Raw genomic sequence first — 19,633 nt, forward strand, 5'->3', positions numbered from 1 at the left:
GTGTCAAAAGAAGTGTTGAACCAAACAAAAGAAAAAATGGAAAAAGCCGTTCAAGCATACGGACGTGAACTAGCAACTGTCCGTGCGGGCAGAGCTAATGCTTCCCTTTTAGACAAAGTAACAGTGGATTACTATGGTGCGCAAACACCACTAAACCAAATTGCGTCAATTACAGTGCCAGAAGCACGTATGCTGATTATCACACCTTACGATAAAACAGCGATCGGTGATATCGAAAAGGCGATCCAAAAGTCTGATCTTGGTATCACACCAACAAGTGACGGAAACGTGATCCGTATTGCGATCCCAGCACTAACAGAAGAAAGACGTAAAGAACTTGTAAAAGTTGTGAGAAAATACTCAGAAGAAGCAAAAGTAGCTGTTCGTAACGTTCGTCGTGATGCAAACGATGAATTGAAGAAGCTAGAGAAAAATGGGGAGATCACTGAAGATGAATTAAGATCATCTACAGAGGATGTTCAAAAATTGACAGATGAATATGTCGCTAAAATTGATGAAGTGACAAAAGATAAAGAAAAAGAAATCATGGAAGTTTAAGAAAAAACTATGTACAATAGATAATAGTGAAAAGACCCTCTTCATGTTTACAGGGGGTTTTTTTGTTAATACTGTTGAGGACTATATTATTAGCGGGAACGCAACCTTTTTGGGTGATGGAGGAATCTCATGCTCAATATACTCAAAAATTGGAAGAATCAGCAAACAGCAGCTTCCAACTTAGAAAGCCTGACAAAAGAAGACATATTAAATGGAGAAATTCCTGAACATATCGCCATTATCATGGATGGGAATGGAAGATGGGCAAAGAAACGTGCGCTTCCACGGGTAGCAGGACATCATGAAGGAATGAAAGTTGTCAAGCGCATGACCAAGCTTGCAAATGAGCTGAATGTCAAAGTGCTGACTTTGTATGCTTTCTCTACAGAAAATTGGAAACGTCCAAAACTAGAAGTAGACTTTTTAATGAAGCTTCCTGAAGAGTTTCTAAACATCTATCTGCCTGAACTCATCGAGGAAAATGTCCGTGTACGTTTAACAGGTGATCCAGACGGCCTCCCGCAGCATACGAAAAAAGCGGTAGAGAACGCAGTGAAGAGTACGGCGAATAATGACGGACTCATTTTAAATTTTGCGCTCAATTATGGAGGACGGACAGAAATTATTTCTGCATGCAGACAAATTTCTGAAAAAGTCAAAGAAGGCAAGCTTCGAGCAGAAGACATCACAGAAGAGATGTTTTCAGCTTATTTAATGACAGAATCTCTTCAAGATCCGGATTTGCTTATTCGTACGAGTGGAGAAATTAGATTAAGCAACTTTATGCTTTGGCAAATTGCATACAGCGAGTTTGTCTTTACGGATGTGCTTTGGCCTGACTTTTCTGATGAGCATCTCATAGGCGCTATCGGAGAGTACCAGCGCCGCGGCCGGAGGTTCGGTGGAATTTAGAGGGTGGTGCAGATGAAACAAAGAATTTTGACGGGTGTTCTGGCAGCTGCAGTGTTTTTACTTGCAGTGATTTATGGACAAATGCCATTTACCCTGCTGATTTATTTAATGGGAAGTGTCGCTCTCTTTGAGCTTCTTAGAATGAAAAAGATTTCGATTTTCAGCTTTCCTGGCATTGTCAGCTTAATATTGCTTTGGCTTTTAATGGGCGGAGAAAATAGCTTCTTCCCGAACGTAGACGCATCAAAAATGCAGATTGCTTTATTTGCAGTCTTAATCCTTTTAACTTATACAGTTCTGAGCAAAAACTCTTTCACATTCGATGAGGTTGCTTTTGTTATATTAGCCACATTATATATTGGCGTTAGTTTCTATTATTTTATTCAAATTAGAGGCTTGTATGGCATGAGTGCGATCTTCTTCGCAGCGGTGATTATTTGGTCCACTGACTCAGGTGCCTATTTTATTGGGAAATCTATGGGGAAACGAAAGCTTTGGCCAGAGATCAGCCCAAACAAAACAGTAGAAGGATTTATCGGCGGAATCGTCACAGCGGTCGTGCTGTCACTTGTGTTCCAGGCGGTTACAGGATTTTTGCCATCATATCTGCTTGTTATGTTTATTACTCTTTTGCTCAGTATTTTTGGACAGCTTGGCGACCTTGTGGAATCTGCTTTAAAGCGCCATTACCATGTGAAGGATTCAGGGACAATCCTCCCAGGTCATGGCGGAATTTTGGACAGGTTTGACAGCTTTTTATTCGTTCTGCCGTTTTTATATTTATTGCTGGCCACGTTTGCTAGCTAACCTCATAGAAACTAATTGAACGAGAGAAGGAGTGGCAATTTGAAATATATTTCGCTATTAGGCGCAACAGGATCAATTGGAGAACAAACATTAGATGTGATCAGGCAGCATCCAGACAAATTCAAGTTGAAAGCGATGACGTTTGGCAGAAATATAGACAAGGCCATCCCTATCATTGAACAATTTCAGCCTGAATTTGTTGGATGTGTAGACGAAGCGACCTATCGCACGTTAAAAGGTCATTCATTTCAATACGATGTCAAAATGGCTGCGGGTGATGAAGCAAACATCGAAGCAGCGACCTATGATGCAGTGGATGTTGTGGTCAATGCACTGGTAGGAAGTGTCGGACTTGTGCCGACATTAAAAGCCATTGAACAAAAAAAGACGATCGCACTTGCAAATAAGGAAACACTTGTGACAGCTGGTCATATAGTAAAAGAGTACGCCAAAAAGTATGACGTGCCTTTACTTCCTGTCGATAGTGAACACTCCGCTATTTTTCAATCCCTGCAAGGTGAACAAGCTAAAAACATTGAACGCTTAATCGTCACAGCTTCAGGCGGCAGTTTCCGAGATAAAAAACGCACGGAGCTTGAAGGTGTAACGGTTGAAGAAGCGCTGAATCATCCGAACTGGTCCATGGGCGCAAAAATCACGATCGATTCAGCGACCATGATGAATAAGGGGCTTGAGGTGATTGAGGCGCATTGGCTGTTTGATATCCCATACGATCAAATTGATGTGCTGTTACATAAAGAGAGCATCATCCATTCCATGGTGGAATTCCATGACAAAAGTGTCATGGCTCAGTTAGGTACACCTGACATGAGGGTTCCGATTCAATACGCGCTCACTTATCCTGATAGAGCGCCATTAAAAGAAGCGAAATCATTAAACCTTTGGGAGATTGGACAATTAAATTTCCAAAAAGCGGATTTTGACAGGTATCGCTGCTTACATTTTGCTTATGAATCAGGTAAAATAGGAGGGACAATGCCTACTGTGCTTAATGCAGCCAATGAAATAGCTGTTGATGCATTTTTAAAAGGCAAAGTAACGTTCCTGCAAATTGAAGAATTGATTGAAAAGGCACTGAACAGACATCATGTGATTTCAACGCCTAGTTTGCAAGATATCCATGAAGTGGACAAAGATACACGAGACTTTGTTCAATCAATCCTCGCATAAGGTGGTATGTTCGTGAATACAGTGATTGCGTTTATTATTATTTTTGGAACGCTCGTTTTTTTCCACGAGCTTGGCCATTTAATTATGGCGCAGCGCGCAGGCATTTTATGCCGCGAGTTCGCAATTGGTTTTGGACCGAAGATTTTCTCCTTTAAACGAAAAGAAACCGTCTATACCATCAGACTTCTGCCAATCGGTGGATTTGTTAAAATGGCTGGAGAAGACCCTGAAGTCATTGAAATTAAACCGGGTCATACAGTGGGGCTCTTATTCAATGAGCAAAATGAAGTAGAAAAAATCATTTTAAATGATAAAGAGAAATATCCTGATGCACTTGTCATTGAAGTTGAACAAATTGATTTAGATCATGCGATGAGAATTTCAGGATATGAGGCTGGAAATGAAGACATTCTCACTGGCTACAATGTAAGCCAAACAAGCTTCTATATTGCAGATGGTGAAGAAATTCAAATTGCGCCATACAACCGTCAGTTTGGTTCAAAAACAGTATGGCAGCGTATTAAAGCCATTGCAGCTGGACCGATTATGAACTTTATCCTGGCATATGTGATTCTAGTGGCTTTAGGATTTATTCAAGGTGTAACCGTGGATGATCCTGTACTTGGTAAGCTGACAAAAGACGGCCGGGCAGCGCAAGCTGGGCTTATGCAGGGAGATCATATCGTTTCAATTAATGGGGATAAAATGAATTCTTGGACAGACGTTGTTCAAACGGTTCAAAAGAACCCAGATAAAAAAATGAATGTCGTCATTGACCGAGATGGTAAAGAAAGCACCATTCAAGTTGTACCGGAAGCTGTGAAGGCCGAAGGAAAAACCATTGGCCGTTTTGGCTCTTACCCGCCAACAGAAAATGGCTTTCTCAAAGTCATCTCATCCTCAGGAACGACAGTGATATCTACAGCAGGTCTTATCTTAACGAACTTGCAAAAGATTGTCACAGGACAATTTTCATTAGATATGCTTGCAGGTCCTGTTGGAATATATGACATGACAGGAGAAGTAGCGAAACAAGGTGTGTTAACATTAATGCAGTTTGCTGCGTTTCTTAGTATCAACTTAGGGATCGTGAATTTATTACCGATTCCTGCATTAGACGGAGGAAGATTACTTTTCCTATTCGTTGAAGCCATTCGCGGCAAACCAATTAATCGTGAGAAAGAGGCACTTGTTGTCTTCATTGGTGTTGCGTTCCTCATGCTATTAATGCTAGTAGTGACATGGAATGACATCCAGCGATTATTTTTATAAAAACCAATGTCTCTTGTTTCTCATTCTGGGAAACAAGAGTTTTTGTGAGAAGTCCTATTTCTTAAATGAGGTGTAACGACATGAGACAATCCCTGACTTTCATTCCAACTCTTCGAGAGGTGCCGGCAGATGCTGAGGCAAAAAGTCATCAGCTATTAGTAAGAGCTGGATTTATTAGACAAAACACGAGCGGTATCTATCATTATCTGCCGCTAGCACATAAAGTGATTCAGCACATTCAATCCATTGTTCGCAAGGAAATGGAAAAGGCGGGTGCAGCTGAGCTGTTAATGCCAGTGCTGCAGCAAGCAGAAATGTGGCAAGAGTCAGGAAGATGGTATACATACGGTCCAGAACTCATGCGTATGAAAGATCGCCACGGCCGCGAGTTTGCACTTGGCCCAACACACGAAGAAGTGATCACATCACTCGTACGCAGTGAAGTCAAATCGTATAAAAAGCTTCCTTTGACACTTTATCAAATCCAATCTAAATTCCGTGATGAACAAAGACCTCGCTTTGGGTTATTGCGCGGACGTGAATTTATTATGAAGGACGCCTATTCATTCCACTCTTCACCAGAGAGCCTTGATGACACATACAACAAAATGTTTACAGCTTACTCGAATGTCTTTTCAAAAGTAGGTCTTAACTTTAGACCCGTCATTGCCGATTCTGGGGCAATGGGAGGAAAAGATACACATGAGTTTATGGCACTGTCAGAAGTAGGAGAAGATACAATCGCATACTCTGACACATCTTCCTACGCTGCGAACATTGAAATGGCTGAGGCTGTGTATCACGGAGAAGAAGCAAACCCTGCGGACTTCAAAGAACTCGAGAAAGTACACACGCCGCAGGTGAAGACGATACAAGATGTTGCGTCATTCTTAGAAGTGGATCCTTCTACATGTATCAAATCTGTCTTGTTTAAAGCGGACGATGCGTATGTACTTGTCCTGACAAGAGGCGATCATGAAGTAAATGATGTGAAAGTGAAAAACTTAGTTGGAGCACAGCTTGTAGAGCTTGCTTCACGTGAGGAAGTACTAGACGTGATCGGAACAGAACCAGGATTTGTTGGACCAGTGAAGCTTGAAGCGGAAGTAACGATTTATGCAGACCACGCTGTAAAAGGAATGACAAATGCAGTTGCAGGTGCAAATGAATCGGATTATCACTATGTCAATGTTAATCCTGCTCGTGATCTATCAGTGAAGGAATATACAGATCTTCGCTTGATTCAAGAAGGAGACGTTTCTCCAGATGGTGAAGGTACAATCCAGTTCGCAAAAGGAATTGAAGTAGGACAAGTCTTTAAGCTAGGCACACGTTATTCAGAGGCAATGGATGCAACATACCTCGATGAAAATGGACGTGCGCAGCCAATGATCATGGGCTGCTATGGCATCGGAATTTCTAGAACCCTTTCTGCGATTGTTGAACAACATCATGATGACAAGGGGATTATTTGGCCAGAAACAGTTGCGCCATATGATCTTCATCTACTTGCCTTAAATATGAAAAACGATGCACAAAAGGAACTGGCTGAAACGCTGTATGAGCGTTTACAGGAAGAGGGCTATGAAGTCCTTTTCGATGACCGCCAAGAGCGTGCAGGCGTCAAATTTGCCGACAGTGACTTAATTGGACTGCCAATTCGCATTAGCTGCGGGAAACGTTCAGAAGAAGGAATTGTCGAAGTGAAATTCAGAAAATCAGGTGAATCACACGAAGTATCTGTTGATGAACTGATTTCATTTATACGCCAAGCATAAAAAACGAACAAAAAAATGAAGGTACCTCCTGCAAAAAAGAGGTACCTTTCTGATTTGCAAAAGGAGGGTCCTGTCTTGGATGAACAATTACCGATTACCCGGCGGCAATTTCATATATTACTCAATCAGATTCAAATGACAGATGATGACCTCAGCCGTTACTTTGAAGAAGGCGAGATCGTCAAATTGACGGTGCATAAGGCGGCAAAAACGTGGCATTTTCTTTTTAAATTTAAGGCACTTTTGCCTTACAAAGTATATGCAATGTTTTTAAGCAGGCTGACAAATGCATTTTCTCATATCGCACAAGTCACTTGTACGATTGAAGTCAATGATCCGCACATATCTGAAGAGCTCGTTCAATCGTATTGGTCACATTGTGTGGAAGAGCTTCAAGGAATTTCTCCCCCAATCATCAGCTTGCTTCAACAGCAAAATCCAGTGCTGTCTGGACATAAGATCATCATCAAAACAAAAAGCGAAACTGAGGCTCTGGCCATCAAGAAGAAATATAGCCCAATGCTTCAGGCTGCATTTAAACAAGTCGGTTTTCCAGAACTTCAATTTGATACAGAAATTTTTGTATCAGATCAAGAGATTCAGAAGTTCAGAGAACAAAAACTTGCTGAAGATCAAGAAAGAGCCATGCAAGCCCTTGTTGAGATGGAGAAGAAGGAAAGTGAGGATCAAGAGGAAGCTCCTTCTGGCCCACTGATGATTGGCTATCAAATCAAAGACAATGAAGAAATACGTACGCTTGATAGTATTATGGACGAAGAAAGACGAATCACCGTCCAAGGATACGTGTTTGATGCAGAAACGCGCGAACTAAAAAGCGGCAGAACCCTTTGTATCTTTAAAATTACCGATTATACGAATAGTATTTTGATCAAAATGTTTGCGAGAGAAAAAGAAGATGCTCAGCTCATGAAATCCTTGAAAAAAGGGATGTGGGTCAAAGCAAGAGGAAGCATTCAAAACGATACGTTTGTGAGAGATCTTGTCATGATCGCAAATGACGTCAATGAAATGAAACCTCAGCTGAAAGAAGATACTGCACCAGAGGGAGAAAAGCGTGTTGAGCTTCATTTGCATTCGCCAATGAGCCAGATGGATGCTGTCACTGGCATCGGTAGACTTGTTGAACAAGCAAAAAAATGGGGGCATGAGGCCATTGCCCTGACAGATCACGCCGTTGTACAATCCTTTCCAGATGCGTATGCAGCAAGTAAAAAGCATGGCATCAAAATGATGTACGGGGTGGAAATCAATTTAGTCGATGACGGGGTGCCGATTGCGTATAATCCAGAGCACCGCTTGTTAGAAGATGCGACGTTTGTCGTATTTGATGTTGAGACAACGGGACTCTCTGCTGTGTATGATACGATCATTGAGCTTGCAGCTGTGAAAATCAAAGGCGGGGAAATCATTGACCGCTTTGAGGCATTTGCAAACCCTCATCATCCGTTATCAGCAACAACCATTGAACTAACCGGTATCACGGACGACATGGTGAGAGATGCACCAGATGTGGTCGATGTTGTTCGGGATTTCAAAAAGTGGATTGGACAAGATATCCTTGTTGCTCACAATGCGAGCTTTGATATGGGCTTTTTAAATGCAGCATATAAGCGTCTGCTAAAAACAGATAAAGCATCAAATCCTGTCATTGATACACTAGAACTCGGCCGATTCCTTTATCCTGAATTTAAAAATCACCGGCTGAACACGCTGTGTAAAAAGTTTGATATTGAACTCACGCAGCATCACCGGGCGATTTATGATGCAGAAGCAACTGGTTACCTCATGCTGAAGATGCTAAAAGATGCGGCTGAAAAAGAGATTGCTTACCACGATCAATTGAATGAAAACATGGGACAGTCCAATGCGTATCAGCGCTCACGTCCTTACCATGCAACCGTGATTGCACAAAATGAGACGGGTCTAAAGAATTTATTTAAGCTTGTTTCACTTTCTCATATTCATTATTTCTACCGCGTGCCGCGTATCCCTCGCTCACAGCTTGAGAAATATCGAGAAGGTTTAATTGTTGGGTCTGCTTGTGATAAGGGTGAAGTGTTTGAAGGGATGATGCAGAAGTCACCTGATGAGGTAGAAGACATTGCCGCATTTTACGACTATTTAGAAGTTCATCCGCCAGAAGTGTATCAGCATTTACTCCAGCTGGAGCTTGTTCGGGATGACCGTGCATTAAAAGAGATCATCACAAACATTGTGAAACTTGGTGAAAAACTGAATAAACCAGTAGTGGCGACTGGAAATGTGCACTACCTGCATCCAGAAGACAAAATTTATCGCAAAATCTTAATTTCATCACAAGGCGGGGCGAATCCGCTTAATCGTCATGAACTGCCAAAAGTTCATTTTAGAACAACTGATGAAATGCTAGAAGCTTTCTCTTTCCTTGGAGACGAGAAGGCGAAAGAGATTGTCGTGACGAATACGCAAAAAGTATCTGAGATGGTCGAAAGTATTAAACCAATCAAAGACGATCTTTATACACCAAAAATCGAAGGTGCAGATGAAGAAATTCGGGAAATGAGCTATAACATGGCTCGCAGCATCTACGGTGACGATTTACCGAAAATTGTAGAAGACCGGATTGAGAAAGAATTAAAGAGTATTATTGGTCACGGTTTCGCTGTTATTTATTTAATTTCTCATAAGCTTGTTAAGAAATCACTTGATGATGGATATCTAGTTGGTTCAAGGGGATCAGTTGGTTCATCTCTCGTTGCGACATTAACAGAGATTACAGAAGTAAACCCGCTTGCACCGCACTATGTATGTCCAAGTTGCAAGCACTCTGAGTTCTTTAATGACGGATCGGTTGGCTCAGGATTTGACCTTCCTGATAAAGACTGTCCTGAATGCGGGACGCCGTATAAAAAAGACGGACACGATATTCCGTTTGAAACGTTCTTAGGTTTTAAAGGAGATAAAGTGCCTGATATCGACTTGAACTTCTCAGGAGAATATCAGCCGATTGCCCATAACTATACGAAAGAGCTGTTTGGTGAAGAGTATGTATACCGTGCAGGTACAATCGGTACCGTTGCAGAAAAAACGGCATATGGTTATGTGAAAGGCTACGCAGGAGATCATAACCTTCATATGAGAGGTGCTGAAATTGACCGGCTCGTACAGGGCTGTACGGGCGTCAAACGGACAACAGGCCAACATCCAGGCGGTATTATCGTAGTGCCGGATTATATGGACATTTACGATTTCTCACCAATACAATATCCAGCAGATGCGACAGGTTCTGATTGGAAAACGACGCATTTTGATTTCCATTCAATCCATGATAACTTGCTGAAACTAGATATTCTTGGACACGATGATCCAACGGTCATTCGGATGCTTCAGGACTTGAGCGGAATTGATCCAAAAACGATTCCGACAGATGATCCTGAGGTCATGAAAATCTTCCAAGGAACGGAACCTCTCGGTGTCACAGAAGAACAAATTGGATGTAAAACGGGAACACTTGGGATCCCAGAGTTTGGCACAAGGTTTGTTCGTCAGATGCTTGAGGATACAAAACCGACCACCTTCTCGGAGCTTGTTCAGATCTCTGGTCTATCTCACGGTACAGATGTATGGCTCGGCAACGCCCAAGAGCTGATTCATAATAAAACGTGTGAACTAAGCGAAGTGATTGGCTGTCGTGATGATATTATGGTCTATCTGATTTATCAAGGTTTAGAGCCGTCACTTGCCTTTAAAATCATGGAATCTGTTCGTAAAGGGAAGGGACTTCCTCCTGAATGGGAAGAAGAAATGAAGAATAATAACGTACCGAACTGGTACATTGATTCTTGTAAAAAGATTAAATACATGTTCCCTAAAGCCCACGCGGCTGCTTATGTATTAATGGCTGTTCGGATTGCTTATTTCAAGGTGCACCATGCACTTCTGTACTATGCGGCTTATTTTACCGTTCGTGCTGATGATTTTGATATCGAAACGATGACAAAAGGATCGAATGCGATTCGAGCGGTCATGGACGATATTAACTCAAAAGGTCTTGATGCATCACCGAAAGAGAAGAACCTATTAACTGTACTAGAGCTTGCACTTGAAATGTGTGAAAGAGGCTATCACTTTAAAAAAGTAGACCTATACCGATCAAGTGCCACTGAGTTTATCATTGATGGAGACGGGCTAATCCCGCCATTCAACTCCATCCCTGGACTCGGAACAAACGTTGCGTTAAATATTGTACGCGCACGCCAAGATGGTGAATTCCTTTCAAAAGAAGATTTACAAAAACGAGGAAAAGTGTCTAAGACCATCCTTGAGTATTTGGATCGTCAAGGCTGTTTAGAAGCACTTCCTGATCAAAACCAGCTTTCTTTGTTCTAATGTGAAAAATGAAGAGCGCCCTTAAAGGGCGTTCTTTTTTGTATATACAATAATATTATTATGTTAACTAAATATTTTAACTGGAATTATTTTCTTGTTTGTTCATATATCTTGATTTAACGTCGTGTTTTGAGAGAAGAGATTGTATGTCATTCTTTCTACCCAAATAGAGCAAAAAAGAGAATTTAGCCGTCTGAAATGTTCTCATACGACATATGATCATTTTGGGTACAGTCACATGAAGAATCAGGAGAAAACCCTCGGTGAGCGTCAAGCTGATGGCTGTTTACTATGCACATTTTTGAAACACGCTTGATTCTTTTCAACACTGTACAAAACACGAACGGAATGACAAGGAGGTGGTCATTTCTTGTTCAATGTTTCACGTTTAAGAAAAAAGAAGGGGTGAGAAGTAGGTACATGTCAGATTACAACTATGTAGAGGTGCTTCAAAAATCCATTTTGTTTTACGAAGCCCAGCGTTCCGGAAAGCTTCCTGAAAGCAATCGTCTTAACTGGCGAGGGGATTCTGGACTAGAGGATGGGAAAGATGTTGGTCATGATTTAACAGGCGGCTGGTACGATGCTGGTGATCATGTGAAGTTCGGACTTCCGATGGCTTACTCGGCAGCCGTGCTTGCATGGACAGTCTATGAGTACCGAGAAGCTTACGAAGAGGCAGAGCTGCTTGATGATATGTTAGATCAAATCAAGTGGGCAACCGATTATTTTTTGAAAGCCCATACAGGTCCAAATGAATTTTGGGCACAAGTAGGCGATGGGAACGCGGATCATGGCTGGTGGGGTCCAGCAGAAGTGATGCCGATGAACCGGCCGGCATTTAAAATTGATGAACATTGTCCAGGAACAGAAGTAGCCGCCCAAACCGCAGCCGCTTTAGCAGCAGGTTCAATTATTTTTAAAGAAACTGATGCGCCTTATGCAGCAAAGCTTCTCACCCATGCAAAACAGCTTTATGCATTTGCTGACCAATATCGCGGTGAGTATACAGATTGTGTCACCAATGCGCAGCCATTTTATAACTCTTGGAGCGGCTATATTGATGAGCTCATTTGGGGTGGAATATGGCTGTACTTGGCGACAAATGACCAGACCTATTTAAACAAAGCACTAAAAGCAGTAGAAGAATGGCCGAAGGATTGGGACTATACGTTTACGATGTCGTGGGACAATACCTTTTTTGCTTCGCAAATTTTACTTGCGAGAATCACAAAGGAGAAAAGGTTTATCGAATCGACGGAGCGTAATCTCGATTACTGGTCGACGGGTTTTGTTCAAAATGGAAAAGTAGAAAGAATCACTTATACGCCTGGCGGACTAGCGTGGTTAGATCAATGGGGTTCACTTCGTTATACAGCAAATGCTGCATTTTTAGCGTTTGTGTACGCAGATTGGGTCTCTGATCAAGAAAAGAAGAATCGATACCAAACATTTGCGATCAGGCAAACACACTATATGTTAGGGGATAATCCGCAAAATAGAAGCTATGTCGTTGGGTTTGGCAAAAATCCGCCGATGCATCCACACCATCGAACTGCACATGGCTCATGGTCTAATCAGCTGACAACTCCTTCTTCTCATCGGCACACGCTTTATGGAGCGCTTGTTGGGGGGCCTAATGCACAGGATCAGTATACCGATGACATCTCTGACTATGTATCAAACGAGGTAGCAACAGACTATAATGCCGCCTTTACTGGAAATGTAGCCAAAATGGTGCAGCTGTTTGGTCAGGGGCAGTCAAAGTTGCCGAATTTTCCGCCTAAAGAAAAAGTGGAAGATGAGTTTTTTGTAGAGGCAGCTGTCATGAGTAACGATACAACATCTACTCAGATCAAAGCCATTTTATACAATCGATCAGGCTGGCCGGCCAGAAGTAGTCAATCACTTTCTTTTAGATATTATGTCAATCTGAGCGAGATATTTGCGAAGGGATTCACTGATAAAGATATTCAAGTGACAGCTGTCTACAATGAAGGCGCTTCCTTATCTCCGTTAACGGTGTATGACGCATCATCCCATATCTATTTTACAGAAAGCGATTTTACTGGCGTAGCTATTTTTCCAGGAGGCGAATCGCTTCATAAGAAGGAAATACAGTTCCGGTTATCTGCGCCAAATGGTGCGAATATATGGGATGCCTCAAATGATTATTCCTTTCAAGGATTAACATCCAATATGCAAAAAACAGCGAGAATCCCTGTTTTTGATCAAGGTGATTTAGTATTTGGTACGCTTCCGAATAAATAAATATAAAGGGTGAGGACATGACAAATAAAGAACGGTTTTTAACACTTTATCATCAAATGAAAAACGAGACGAATGGATATTTTTCAAAAGAAGGCATTCCCTATCATTCCGTTGAGACACTCATTTGCGAGGCACCTGATTACGGACATATGACAACTTCAGAAGCTTACAGCTATTGGTTATGGCTTGAAGCATTGTATGGTCATTACACAGGCGATTGGAGCAAACTAGAAGCGGCTTGGGATAATATGGAGAAGTTTATCATTCCAGTAAACGAAGATGGACATGACGAACAGCCGCATATGAGCTCTTACAATCCATCCAGCCCAGCCACATACGCTTCAGAAAAACCATATCCAGATCAATATCCGAGCCAGTTGACGGGTGCTCGCCCTGCTGGTCAAGATCCAATTGATCAAGAACTGAGGTCAACTTACGGAACGAATGAAACGTATTTAATGCACTGGCTTCTTGATGTAGACAACTGGTATGAATATGGGAATTTGCTCAACCCATCACATACAGCCGCATATGTAAACACATTCCAGCGGGGTCCGCAAGAATCCGTATGGGAGGCCATCCCTCATCCATCACAAGATGATAAAACAGCCGGAAAGCCCAATGAAGGTTTCATGAGCTTGTTCACAAAAGAAAATCAAGCGCCAGCCGCCCAGTGGCGCTACACAAATGCGACGGACGCTGATGCACGTGCAATACAGGCGATGTATTGGGCAAAGGAACTTGGCTATAATGGGTCAGCCTATCTTGATAAAGCGAAAAAGATGGGTGATTTCCTTCGTTACGGAATGTACGATAAATATTTTCAAACAATTGGAAGCGGCAAGCAAGGTAATCCGTATCCTGGAAATGGAAAAAGTGCATGTCATCACTTAATGGCATGGTATACCTCTTGGGGCGGGGGACTTGGAGAATATGCGAATTGGTCATGGCGTATCGGTGCGAGCCATTGTCATCAAGGGTATCAAAACCCAGTCGCTGCCTACGCTTTATCCTCAGATAAGGGAGGCTTAAAGCCATCGTCACCAACTGCTGCAAGTGATTGGGAAAAGACGTTAAAGAGACAGCTTGAATTTTACGTCTGGCTTCAATCAAAAGAGGGAGCGATTGCAGGAGGTGCTACCAACAGCTGGAATGGAGACTATAGCGCTTATCCAGCAGGAAGAAGCACATTTTATGATATGGCTTATGAAGATGCGCCTGTTTACCATGATCCTCCGTCCAATAATTGGTTTGGAATGCAAGCATGGCCGATTGAGCGTGTAGCAGAGCTTTATTATATCTTTGCAAAAGATGGCGACAAAACATCTGAAAATTTCCAAATGGCCAAATCTGTCATCACAAAATGGGTCAACTATTCACTAGATTATATTTTTATTGGCACTCGTCCTGTGTCGGATCAAGATGGGTATTTTTTAGATGGTCAGGGTCAAAGGATTCTAGGGGGGACAAATGTTGCTGTTGCTACGACGAGTGCACCTGGAGAGTTTTGGATTCCTGGGAATATAGAATGGAGCGGCCAGCCTGACACTTGGAGCGGGTTCCAATCTGCAACAGGTAATCCAAATTTAACGGCAGTTACAAAAGATCCTACTCAAGATACTGGTGTACTGGGCAGTCTAATCAAAGCACTCACATTCTTTGCTGCTGCAACACAGAAAGAGACAGGAAACTACACAGCACTTGGCATAAGAGCAAAAGAGACAGCGGCACAGCTCCTTGAGGTCGCTTGGAATTACAATGATGGTGTAGGGATTGTGACAGAGGAAGACAGAGAAGACTACCACCGTTTCTTTAAAAAAGAAGTGTACTTCCCAAATGGCTGGAATGGAACATTTGGTCAAGGAAATCAGATTCCTGGTTCCAGCACCATTCCTTCTGACCCGCAGCGAGGAGGTAACGGAGTGTATACGAGCTTTGCAGATCTTCGTCCGAAAATCAAGCAAGACCCAGCCTGGTCAGCACTGGAGAGTAAATATCAATCATCTTTTAATGAAGCAACAGGCAATTGGGAAAACGGAGCGCCAAGTTTCACCTACCACCGTTTCTGGTCGCAAGTTGATATGGCTACGGCTTATGCAGAATACCATCGTCTCATAAACGAATAGAACGTAGTACAGCTGCCGGCTTTTTTAGCCGGCGGTTTCCTAATAAGATAAATGAAATGAAAGCAAAGGTGATGTCATCATGGTTAATAAGAAAGAATTTATGAATCATTCATCGAATGGCGGATCACAGGAACAAGAAAATCAAAGCTGGAGAAAAGAAGCAAATAATCGAATCTTACAACATAGACAAAGAGAGCTTGTCATAAACGTCATCAATAAGGAACAAAAGCCAGTTGCCGGAATAGAGGTGGAAATAAAACAAATCAGACATGAATTTGCATTTGGTTCAGCAATGAATGACCAAGTACTATTCAATCAAACGTATGCTGATTTTTTTGTTCAACATTTTAATTGGGCTGTGTTTGAAAATGAGGCAAAATGGTATGCAAATGAGCCTGAAAGAGGGAAAATAACCTACGAAAAAGCAGATGCCATGCTGAATTTTGCCAATAGACACCAAATTCCAGTGAGGGGGCACGCCTTATTTTGGGAGGTAGAGGATGCCAATCCAAACTGGCTGAAATCATTACCGAATCATGAAGTATATGAAGCCATGAAAAGGCGGCTTGAGCATGCAGGCAATCATTTCAAAGGGAAATTCCGTCATTGGGATGTAAACAACGAAATGATGCATGGTTCATTTTTTAAAGACCGGTTTGGGAAACAGATTTGGAAATGGATGTATGAAGAAACGAAAAAAATTGATCCTCAAGCCTTGTTGTTTGTCAATGATTATAATGTAATCTCATACGGCGAACATCACGCATATAAAGCACATATCAATGAACTTCGTCAGCTGGGGGCACCAGTTGAGGCTATTGGAGTTCAAGGTCACTTTGAAGATCGAGTGGATCCAGTCGTTGTAAAACAAAGACTAGATGTGCTTGCTGAGCTTGGTCTACCGATATGGGTGACAGAGTATGACTCTGTTCATCCGGATGCCAATAGACGAGCGGATAACTTAGAAGCTTTATATCGGGTTGCCTTTAGTCATCCAGCCGTAAAAGGTGTGCTGATGTGGGGATTTTGGGCGGGTGCTCATTGGAGAGGTGAGCACGCAGCCATCGTGAATCATGATTGGTCGTTAAATGAAGCGGGAAGGCGTTATGAAAAGCTACTACAGGAGTGGACGACACAAAGAGTGGAAAAAACAGATGTGAATGGCCAAGTGACATGTCCAGCGTTTCACGGGACGTATGAGGTTCGAATTGGTGAAGAAAGTAAAATGTTGCAGCAGCAGACGATTGAACTTGATTCAACTAAACAAACACCGCTTCAACTAGATATCATCGTATCAGTAGAATAAGAGATTGTGAGGAGGAGAATGGAATGAAAAAATGGGTTCAACGGGTGGCTTGTTTTATGCTGCTGATCACTTTATGGGCGGGTTGGTTCACTCTGACCGTAAAGGCCTCCTCCTATGTGCAAACATCTGGTACACATTTTGTATTGAACAACCACCCATTTTACTTTGCTGGCACAAATAATTATTATTTTCATTACAAATCAAAAAAGATGGTAGATGCTGTTTTTGACGATATGAAGGCAATGGATTTAAAGGTTATTCGTATTTGGGGATTTCACGATGGTACCCCTCAAGAAAACTCAGTCTTACAATCTCGTCCAGGTGTTTATGAAGAATCCGGTTTTCAAAAACTAGACTATGCGATTTATAAAGCAGGGCAGGAAGGAATCAAGCTGGTCATACCGCTCGTGAACAATTGGGATGACTTTGGCGGGATGAATCAATATGTGAAGTGGTTTCAGGCAGGATCACATGATCACTTTTATACAGATTCTCGGATTAAAACAGCTTACAAAAACTATGTGCGCTATGTATTAGAGAGAACCAATACGTACTCAGGTGTTCAATATAAAGATGATCCTGCTATTATGACATGGGAGCTCGCCAATGAGCCGCGCGCTCAGTCAGACCCTTCGGGAGATATACTAGTAAACTGGGCAGATGAAATGAGTGCATGGATCAAATCAATTGACTCGAATCACCTTGTTGCAGTAGGAGACGAAGGGTTCTTTCGCATGACAGGTCATGACGATTGGTTTTACAGTGGGGGAGAAGGTGTTGATTGGGATCGTTTGACTGCTCTCCCTCATATTGATTATGGAACCTATCATTTATACCCGGATCACTGGAATCAGTCTGCTGCATGGGGAGTGAAATGGATTAAAGATCATATCACCGGAGGAAACGCAATTGGCAAACCTGTTGTATTAGAAGAGTTTGGCTATCAAAATCAAGCAGCCCGTCCTGATGTATATGATAGCTGGCTGAAGACAATTGAACAGCTCGGAGGCGCAGGTAGCCAATTTTGGATTTTAACAAGCATTCAAGACGATGATTCCCTCTACCCGGATTATGACGGTTTTCGAGTTTTAAAGGAGAGCCGGGAGGCAGGAATCATTCGTGAACACGCCAAAAGAATGAATGAAAAGAACTGATGAAGAATGCCTGTTTATAAGGAACTTCATTTGCATAAAAAAATTGGATATGGTATAGTTTTTATGGAAATGCTAACGATTACCGAGACAAGAGTGGGGAAACCCGCTCTTTTGTATTGAACAGGCAATTTTTGTCTCGACATTATTCATCCGTTTTCTGCTCCCCCTGCTCACAATAAAGCAGGGTTTTTATGCAGAATGATTGATAAGAGCGTTTATCGAAAGCACAAGGAGGAAGAGAATGAGCAAAAAAGTAGTGGACATCGTAAGCGACATGGTACAGCCAATTTTAGATGGCTTACAGCTTGAACTCGTTGATGTTGAATTTGTCAAAGAGGGTCAAAACTGGTTCCTTCGCGTATTTATTGACTCTGACAAAGGCGTCGATATCGAGGAGTGTGCCAAAGTGAGCGAAGCCTTGAGCGAAAAGCTTGATGAGGCAGATCCAATTAGCCAAAACTACTTTCTTGAAGTGTCCTCTCCTGGAGCGGAGCGCCCATTAAAGAAAAAAGCTGATTTTGAAAAAGCACTTGGAAAAAATGTTTTCATGAAAACATACGAACCAATTGATGGTGAAAAGGCATTTGAAGGTGAGCTTACAAGCTTTGATGGTGAGATTGCAACAGTGACAGTGAAGATCAAGACAAGAAAGAAAGAGATCAATATTCCATACGAAAAAATTGCTAACGCAAGATTAGCAGTTTCGTTCAATTAACCTTTTCATTGATATAAGGGGGAACCATAAAAATGAGTAGTGAGTTGTTAGATGCCCTGACTGTTCTTGAGAAAGAGAAGGGCATTAGTAAAGAAATTATTATTGAAGCGATAGAAGCTGCACTCATTTCTGCATACAAGCGTAATTTTAACCAAGCACAAAATGTGCGTGTTGATTTAAACCGTGAAACGGGAACGATTCGCGTATTCGCAAGAAAAGATGTTGTAGATGAAGTGTATGATTCTCGCCTTGAAATCTCTGTAGATGATGCAGCAAATATCAACCCGAATTACATGGTTGGTGACGTGGTTGAAATTGAAGTCACACCAAAAGATTTCGGACGCATTGCAGCTCAGACAGCGAAACAAGTCGTGACGCAGCGAGTGAGAGAAGCAGAGCGAGGTGTGATTTACACTGAGTTTATCGATCGTGAGGAAGATATCATGACGGGAATCGTTCAGCGAATTGACAGTAAATTCATTTACGTGTCACTTGGCAAAATCGAAGCCCTTCTTCCGGTCAATGAACAAATGCCAAATGAGGACTACAAACCACATGACCGCATTAAAGTGTTCATTACGAAAGTAGAAAAAACAACAAAAGGACCACAAATTTATGTATCAAGAACACACCCAGGTCTTTTAAAGCGTTTATTTGAAATCGAAGTGCCAGAAATTTATGATGGTACTGTAGAGCTTAAATCTGTCGCTAGAGAAGCTGGGGACCGTTCTAAAATATCTGTTCGTACAGATGATCCTGATGTTGATCCAGTTGGTTCTTGTGTTGGACCTAAAGGTCAGCGTGTACAAGCAATTGTCAATGAGCTAAAAGGCGAAAAAATTGACATTGTTCATTGGTCTAATGACCCTGTTGAATTTGTTGCCAATGCGTTAAGTCCATCAAAAGTTCTTGACGTCATTGTAAATGAAGAAGATAAGGCGACAACTGTCATTGTCCCTGATTATCAGCTGTCATTAGCCATTGGTAAAAGAGGTCAAAATGCACGTCTTGCAGCGAAATTAACGAGCTGGAAGATTGACATTAAAAGCGAAACAGATGCAAGAGAACTCGGTATTTTCCCAAGAACTGAAGACTCTGAATCTCTTTTCTTAGAGGCTGAACCAGTAGCTGAGGAATCTGACGAATAAGAGGTG

13 protein-coding genes are annotated in these 19,633 nt (G+C 42.0%); all 13 read left to right on the forward strand.

Annotated elements, in window-relative coordinates; translation table 11 throughout:
• The 13 genes from frr to nusA all read left to right on the forward strand — a co-directional run bounded on the left by frr (position 1) and on the right by nusA (position 19,627).
• The gene (gene frr / locus MKY11_RS07970) at positions 1 to 558 is read left to right on the forward strand and encodes a ribosome recycling factor (protein WP_008344764.1); all 558 of its coding nucleotides are present in this window, start codon (positions 1 to 3) and stop codon (positions 556 to 558) included.
• A gap of 129 nt (positions 559 to 687) precedes the next feature.
• Positions 688 to 1,470: an isoprenyl transferase gene (locus MKY11_RS07975; RefSeq protein ID WP_007499552.1), complete on the forward strand. Its 783-nt coding sequence runs from the start codon at positions 688 to 690 to the stop codon at positions 1,468 to 1,470.
• A 12-nt stretch (positions 1,471 to 1,482) separates the two neighbouring features.
• Positions 1,483 to 2,277 carry a phosphatidate cytidylyltransferase gene (locus MKY11_RS07980; RefSeq protein WP_007499550.1) on the forward strand — a complete coding sequence of 265 codons (795 nt, stop codon included), beginning with the start codon at positions 1,483 to 1,485 and terminating at the stop codon, positions 2,275 to 2,277.
• Between the two features lie 39 nt (positions 2,278 to 2,316).
• Entirely contained in the window at positions 2,317 to 3,468 is a 1,152-nt protein-coding gene (gene dxr, locus MKY11_RS07985) for a 1-deoxy-D-xylulose-5-phosphate reductoisomerase (RefSeq protein WP_017359078.1), read from the forward strand.
• A 6-nt stretch (positions 3,469 to 3,474) separates the two neighbouring features.
• Positions 3,475 to 4,740, forward strand: coding sequence for an RIP metalloprotease RseP (gene rseP / locus MKY11_RS07990; protein WP_007499546.1), 1,266 nt, complete (start codon positions 3,475 to 3,477; stop codon positions 4,738 to 4,740).
• A gap of 80 nt (positions 4,741 to 4,820) precedes the next feature.
• Complete coding sequence (locus tag MKY11_RS07995; protein WP_327878335.1) at positions 4,821 to 6,518, forward strand: proline--tRNA ligase; 1,698 nt, start codon at positions 4,821 to 4,823, stop codon at positions 6,516 to 6,518.
• 135 nt (positions 6,519 to 6,653) lie between these two features.
• A complete protein-coding gene (locus MKY11_RS08000; RefSeq protein ID WP_342502105.1) occupies positions 6,654 to 10,907 on the forward strand; it encodes a PolC-type DNA polymerase III in 4,254 nt (1,417 codons plus the stop codon).
• 420 nt (positions 10,908 to 11,327) lie between these two features.
• Entirely contained in the window at positions 11,328 to 13,178 is a 1,851-nt protein-coding gene (locus MKY11_RS08005) for a glycoside hydrolase family 9 protein (protein ID WP_342501992.1), read from the forward strand.
• A 17-nt stretch (positions 13,179 to 13,195) separates the two neighbouring features.
• Positions 13,196 to 15,304, forward strand: coding sequence for a glycoside hydrolase family 48 protein (locus MKY11_RS08010; protein WP_342501993.1), 2,109 nt, complete (start codon positions 13,196 to 13,198; stop codon positions 15,302 to 15,304).
• Positions 15,305 to 15,383: 79 nt separating this feature from the next.
• On the forward strand, positions 15,384 to 16,610 hold the full coding sequence (locus MKY11_RS08015) for an endo-1,4-beta-xylanase (RefSeq protein WP_335350601.1): 1,227 nt from the start codon (positions 15,384 to 15,386) through the stop codon (positions 16,608 to 16,610).
• A 23-nt stretch (positions 16,611 to 16,633) separates the two neighbouring features.
• Positions 16,634 to 17,764: a glycoside hydrolase gene (locus MKY11_RS08020; RefSeq protein WP_335352177.1), complete on the forward strand. Its 1,131-nt coding sequence runs from the start codon at positions 16,634 to 16,636 to the stop codon at positions 17,762 to 17,764.
• A gap of 241 nt (positions 17,765 to 18,005) precedes the next feature.
• Positions 18,006 to 18,479: a ribosome maturation factor RimP gene (gene rimP, locus MKY11_RS08025; protein ID WP_008344744.1), complete on the forward strand. Its 474-nt coding sequence runs from the start codon at positions 18,006 to 18,008 to the stop codon at positions 18,477 to 18,479.
• A 32-nt stretch (positions 18,480 to 18,511) separates the two neighbouring features.
• On the forward strand, positions 18,512 to 19,627 hold the full coding sequence (gene nusA, locus MKY11_RS08030) for a transcription termination factor NusA (protein ID WP_007499530.1): 1,116 nt from the start codon (positions 18,512 to 18,514) through the stop codon (positions 19,625 to 19,627).
• Positions 19,628 to 19,633: the final 6 nt, after the last annotated feature.

Source organism: Bacillus sp. FSL W7-1085, from assembly GCF_038595035.1.
GTDB classification, from domain to species: domain Bacteria; phylum Bacillota; class Bacilli; order Bacillales; family Bacillaceae; genus Bacillus; species Bacillus altitudinis.

Excerpts from the sequence above, each read along its gene's own strand:
- MKY11_RS07975 (WP_007499552.1), top strand. The coding sequence starts at position 688 with ATGCTCAATATACTCAAAAATTGGAAGAATCAGCAAACAGCAGCTTCC.
- MKY11_RS07980 (WP_007499550.1), top strand. The coding sequence starts at position 1,483 with ATGAAACAAAGAATTTTGACGGGTGTTCTGGCAGCTGCAGTGTTTTTA.
- rseP (WP_007499546.1), top strand. The coding sequence starts at position 3,475 with ATGTTCGTGAATACAGTGATTGCGTTTATTATTATTTTTGGAACGCTC.
- MKY11_RS07995 (WP_327878335.1), top strand. The coding sequence starts at position 4,821 with ATGAGACAATCCCTGACTTTCATTCCAACTCTTCGAGAGGTGCCGGCA.
- MKY11_RS08000 (WP_342502105.1), top strand. The coding sequence starts at position 6,654 with ATGACAGATGATGACCTCAGCCGTTACTTTGAAGAAGGCGAGATCGTC.
- MKY11_RS08005 (WP_342501992.1), top strand. The coding sequence starts at position 11,328 with ATGTCAGATTACAACTATGTAGAGGTGCTTCAAAAATCCATTTTGTTT.
- MKY11_RS08010 (WP_342501993.1), top strand. The coding sequence starts at position 13,196 with ATGACAAATAAAGAACGGTTTTTAACACTTTATCATCAAATGAAAAAC.
- MKY11_RS08015 (WP_335350601.1), top strand. The coding sequence starts at position 15,384 with ATGGTTAATAAGAAAGAATTTATGAATCATTCATCGAATGGCGGATCA.
- MKY11_RS08020 (WP_335352177.1), top strand. The coding sequence starts at position 16,634 with ATGAAAAAATGGGTTCAACGGGTGGCTTGTTTTATGCTGCTGATCACT.
- rimP (WP_008344744.1), top strand. The coding sequence starts at position 18,006 with ATGAGCAAAAAAGTAGTGGACATCGTAAGCGACATGGTACAGCCAATT.
- nusA (WP_007499530.1), top strand. The coding sequence starts at position 18,512 with ATGAGTAGTGAGTTGTTAGATGCCCTGACTGTTCTTGAGAAAGAGAAG.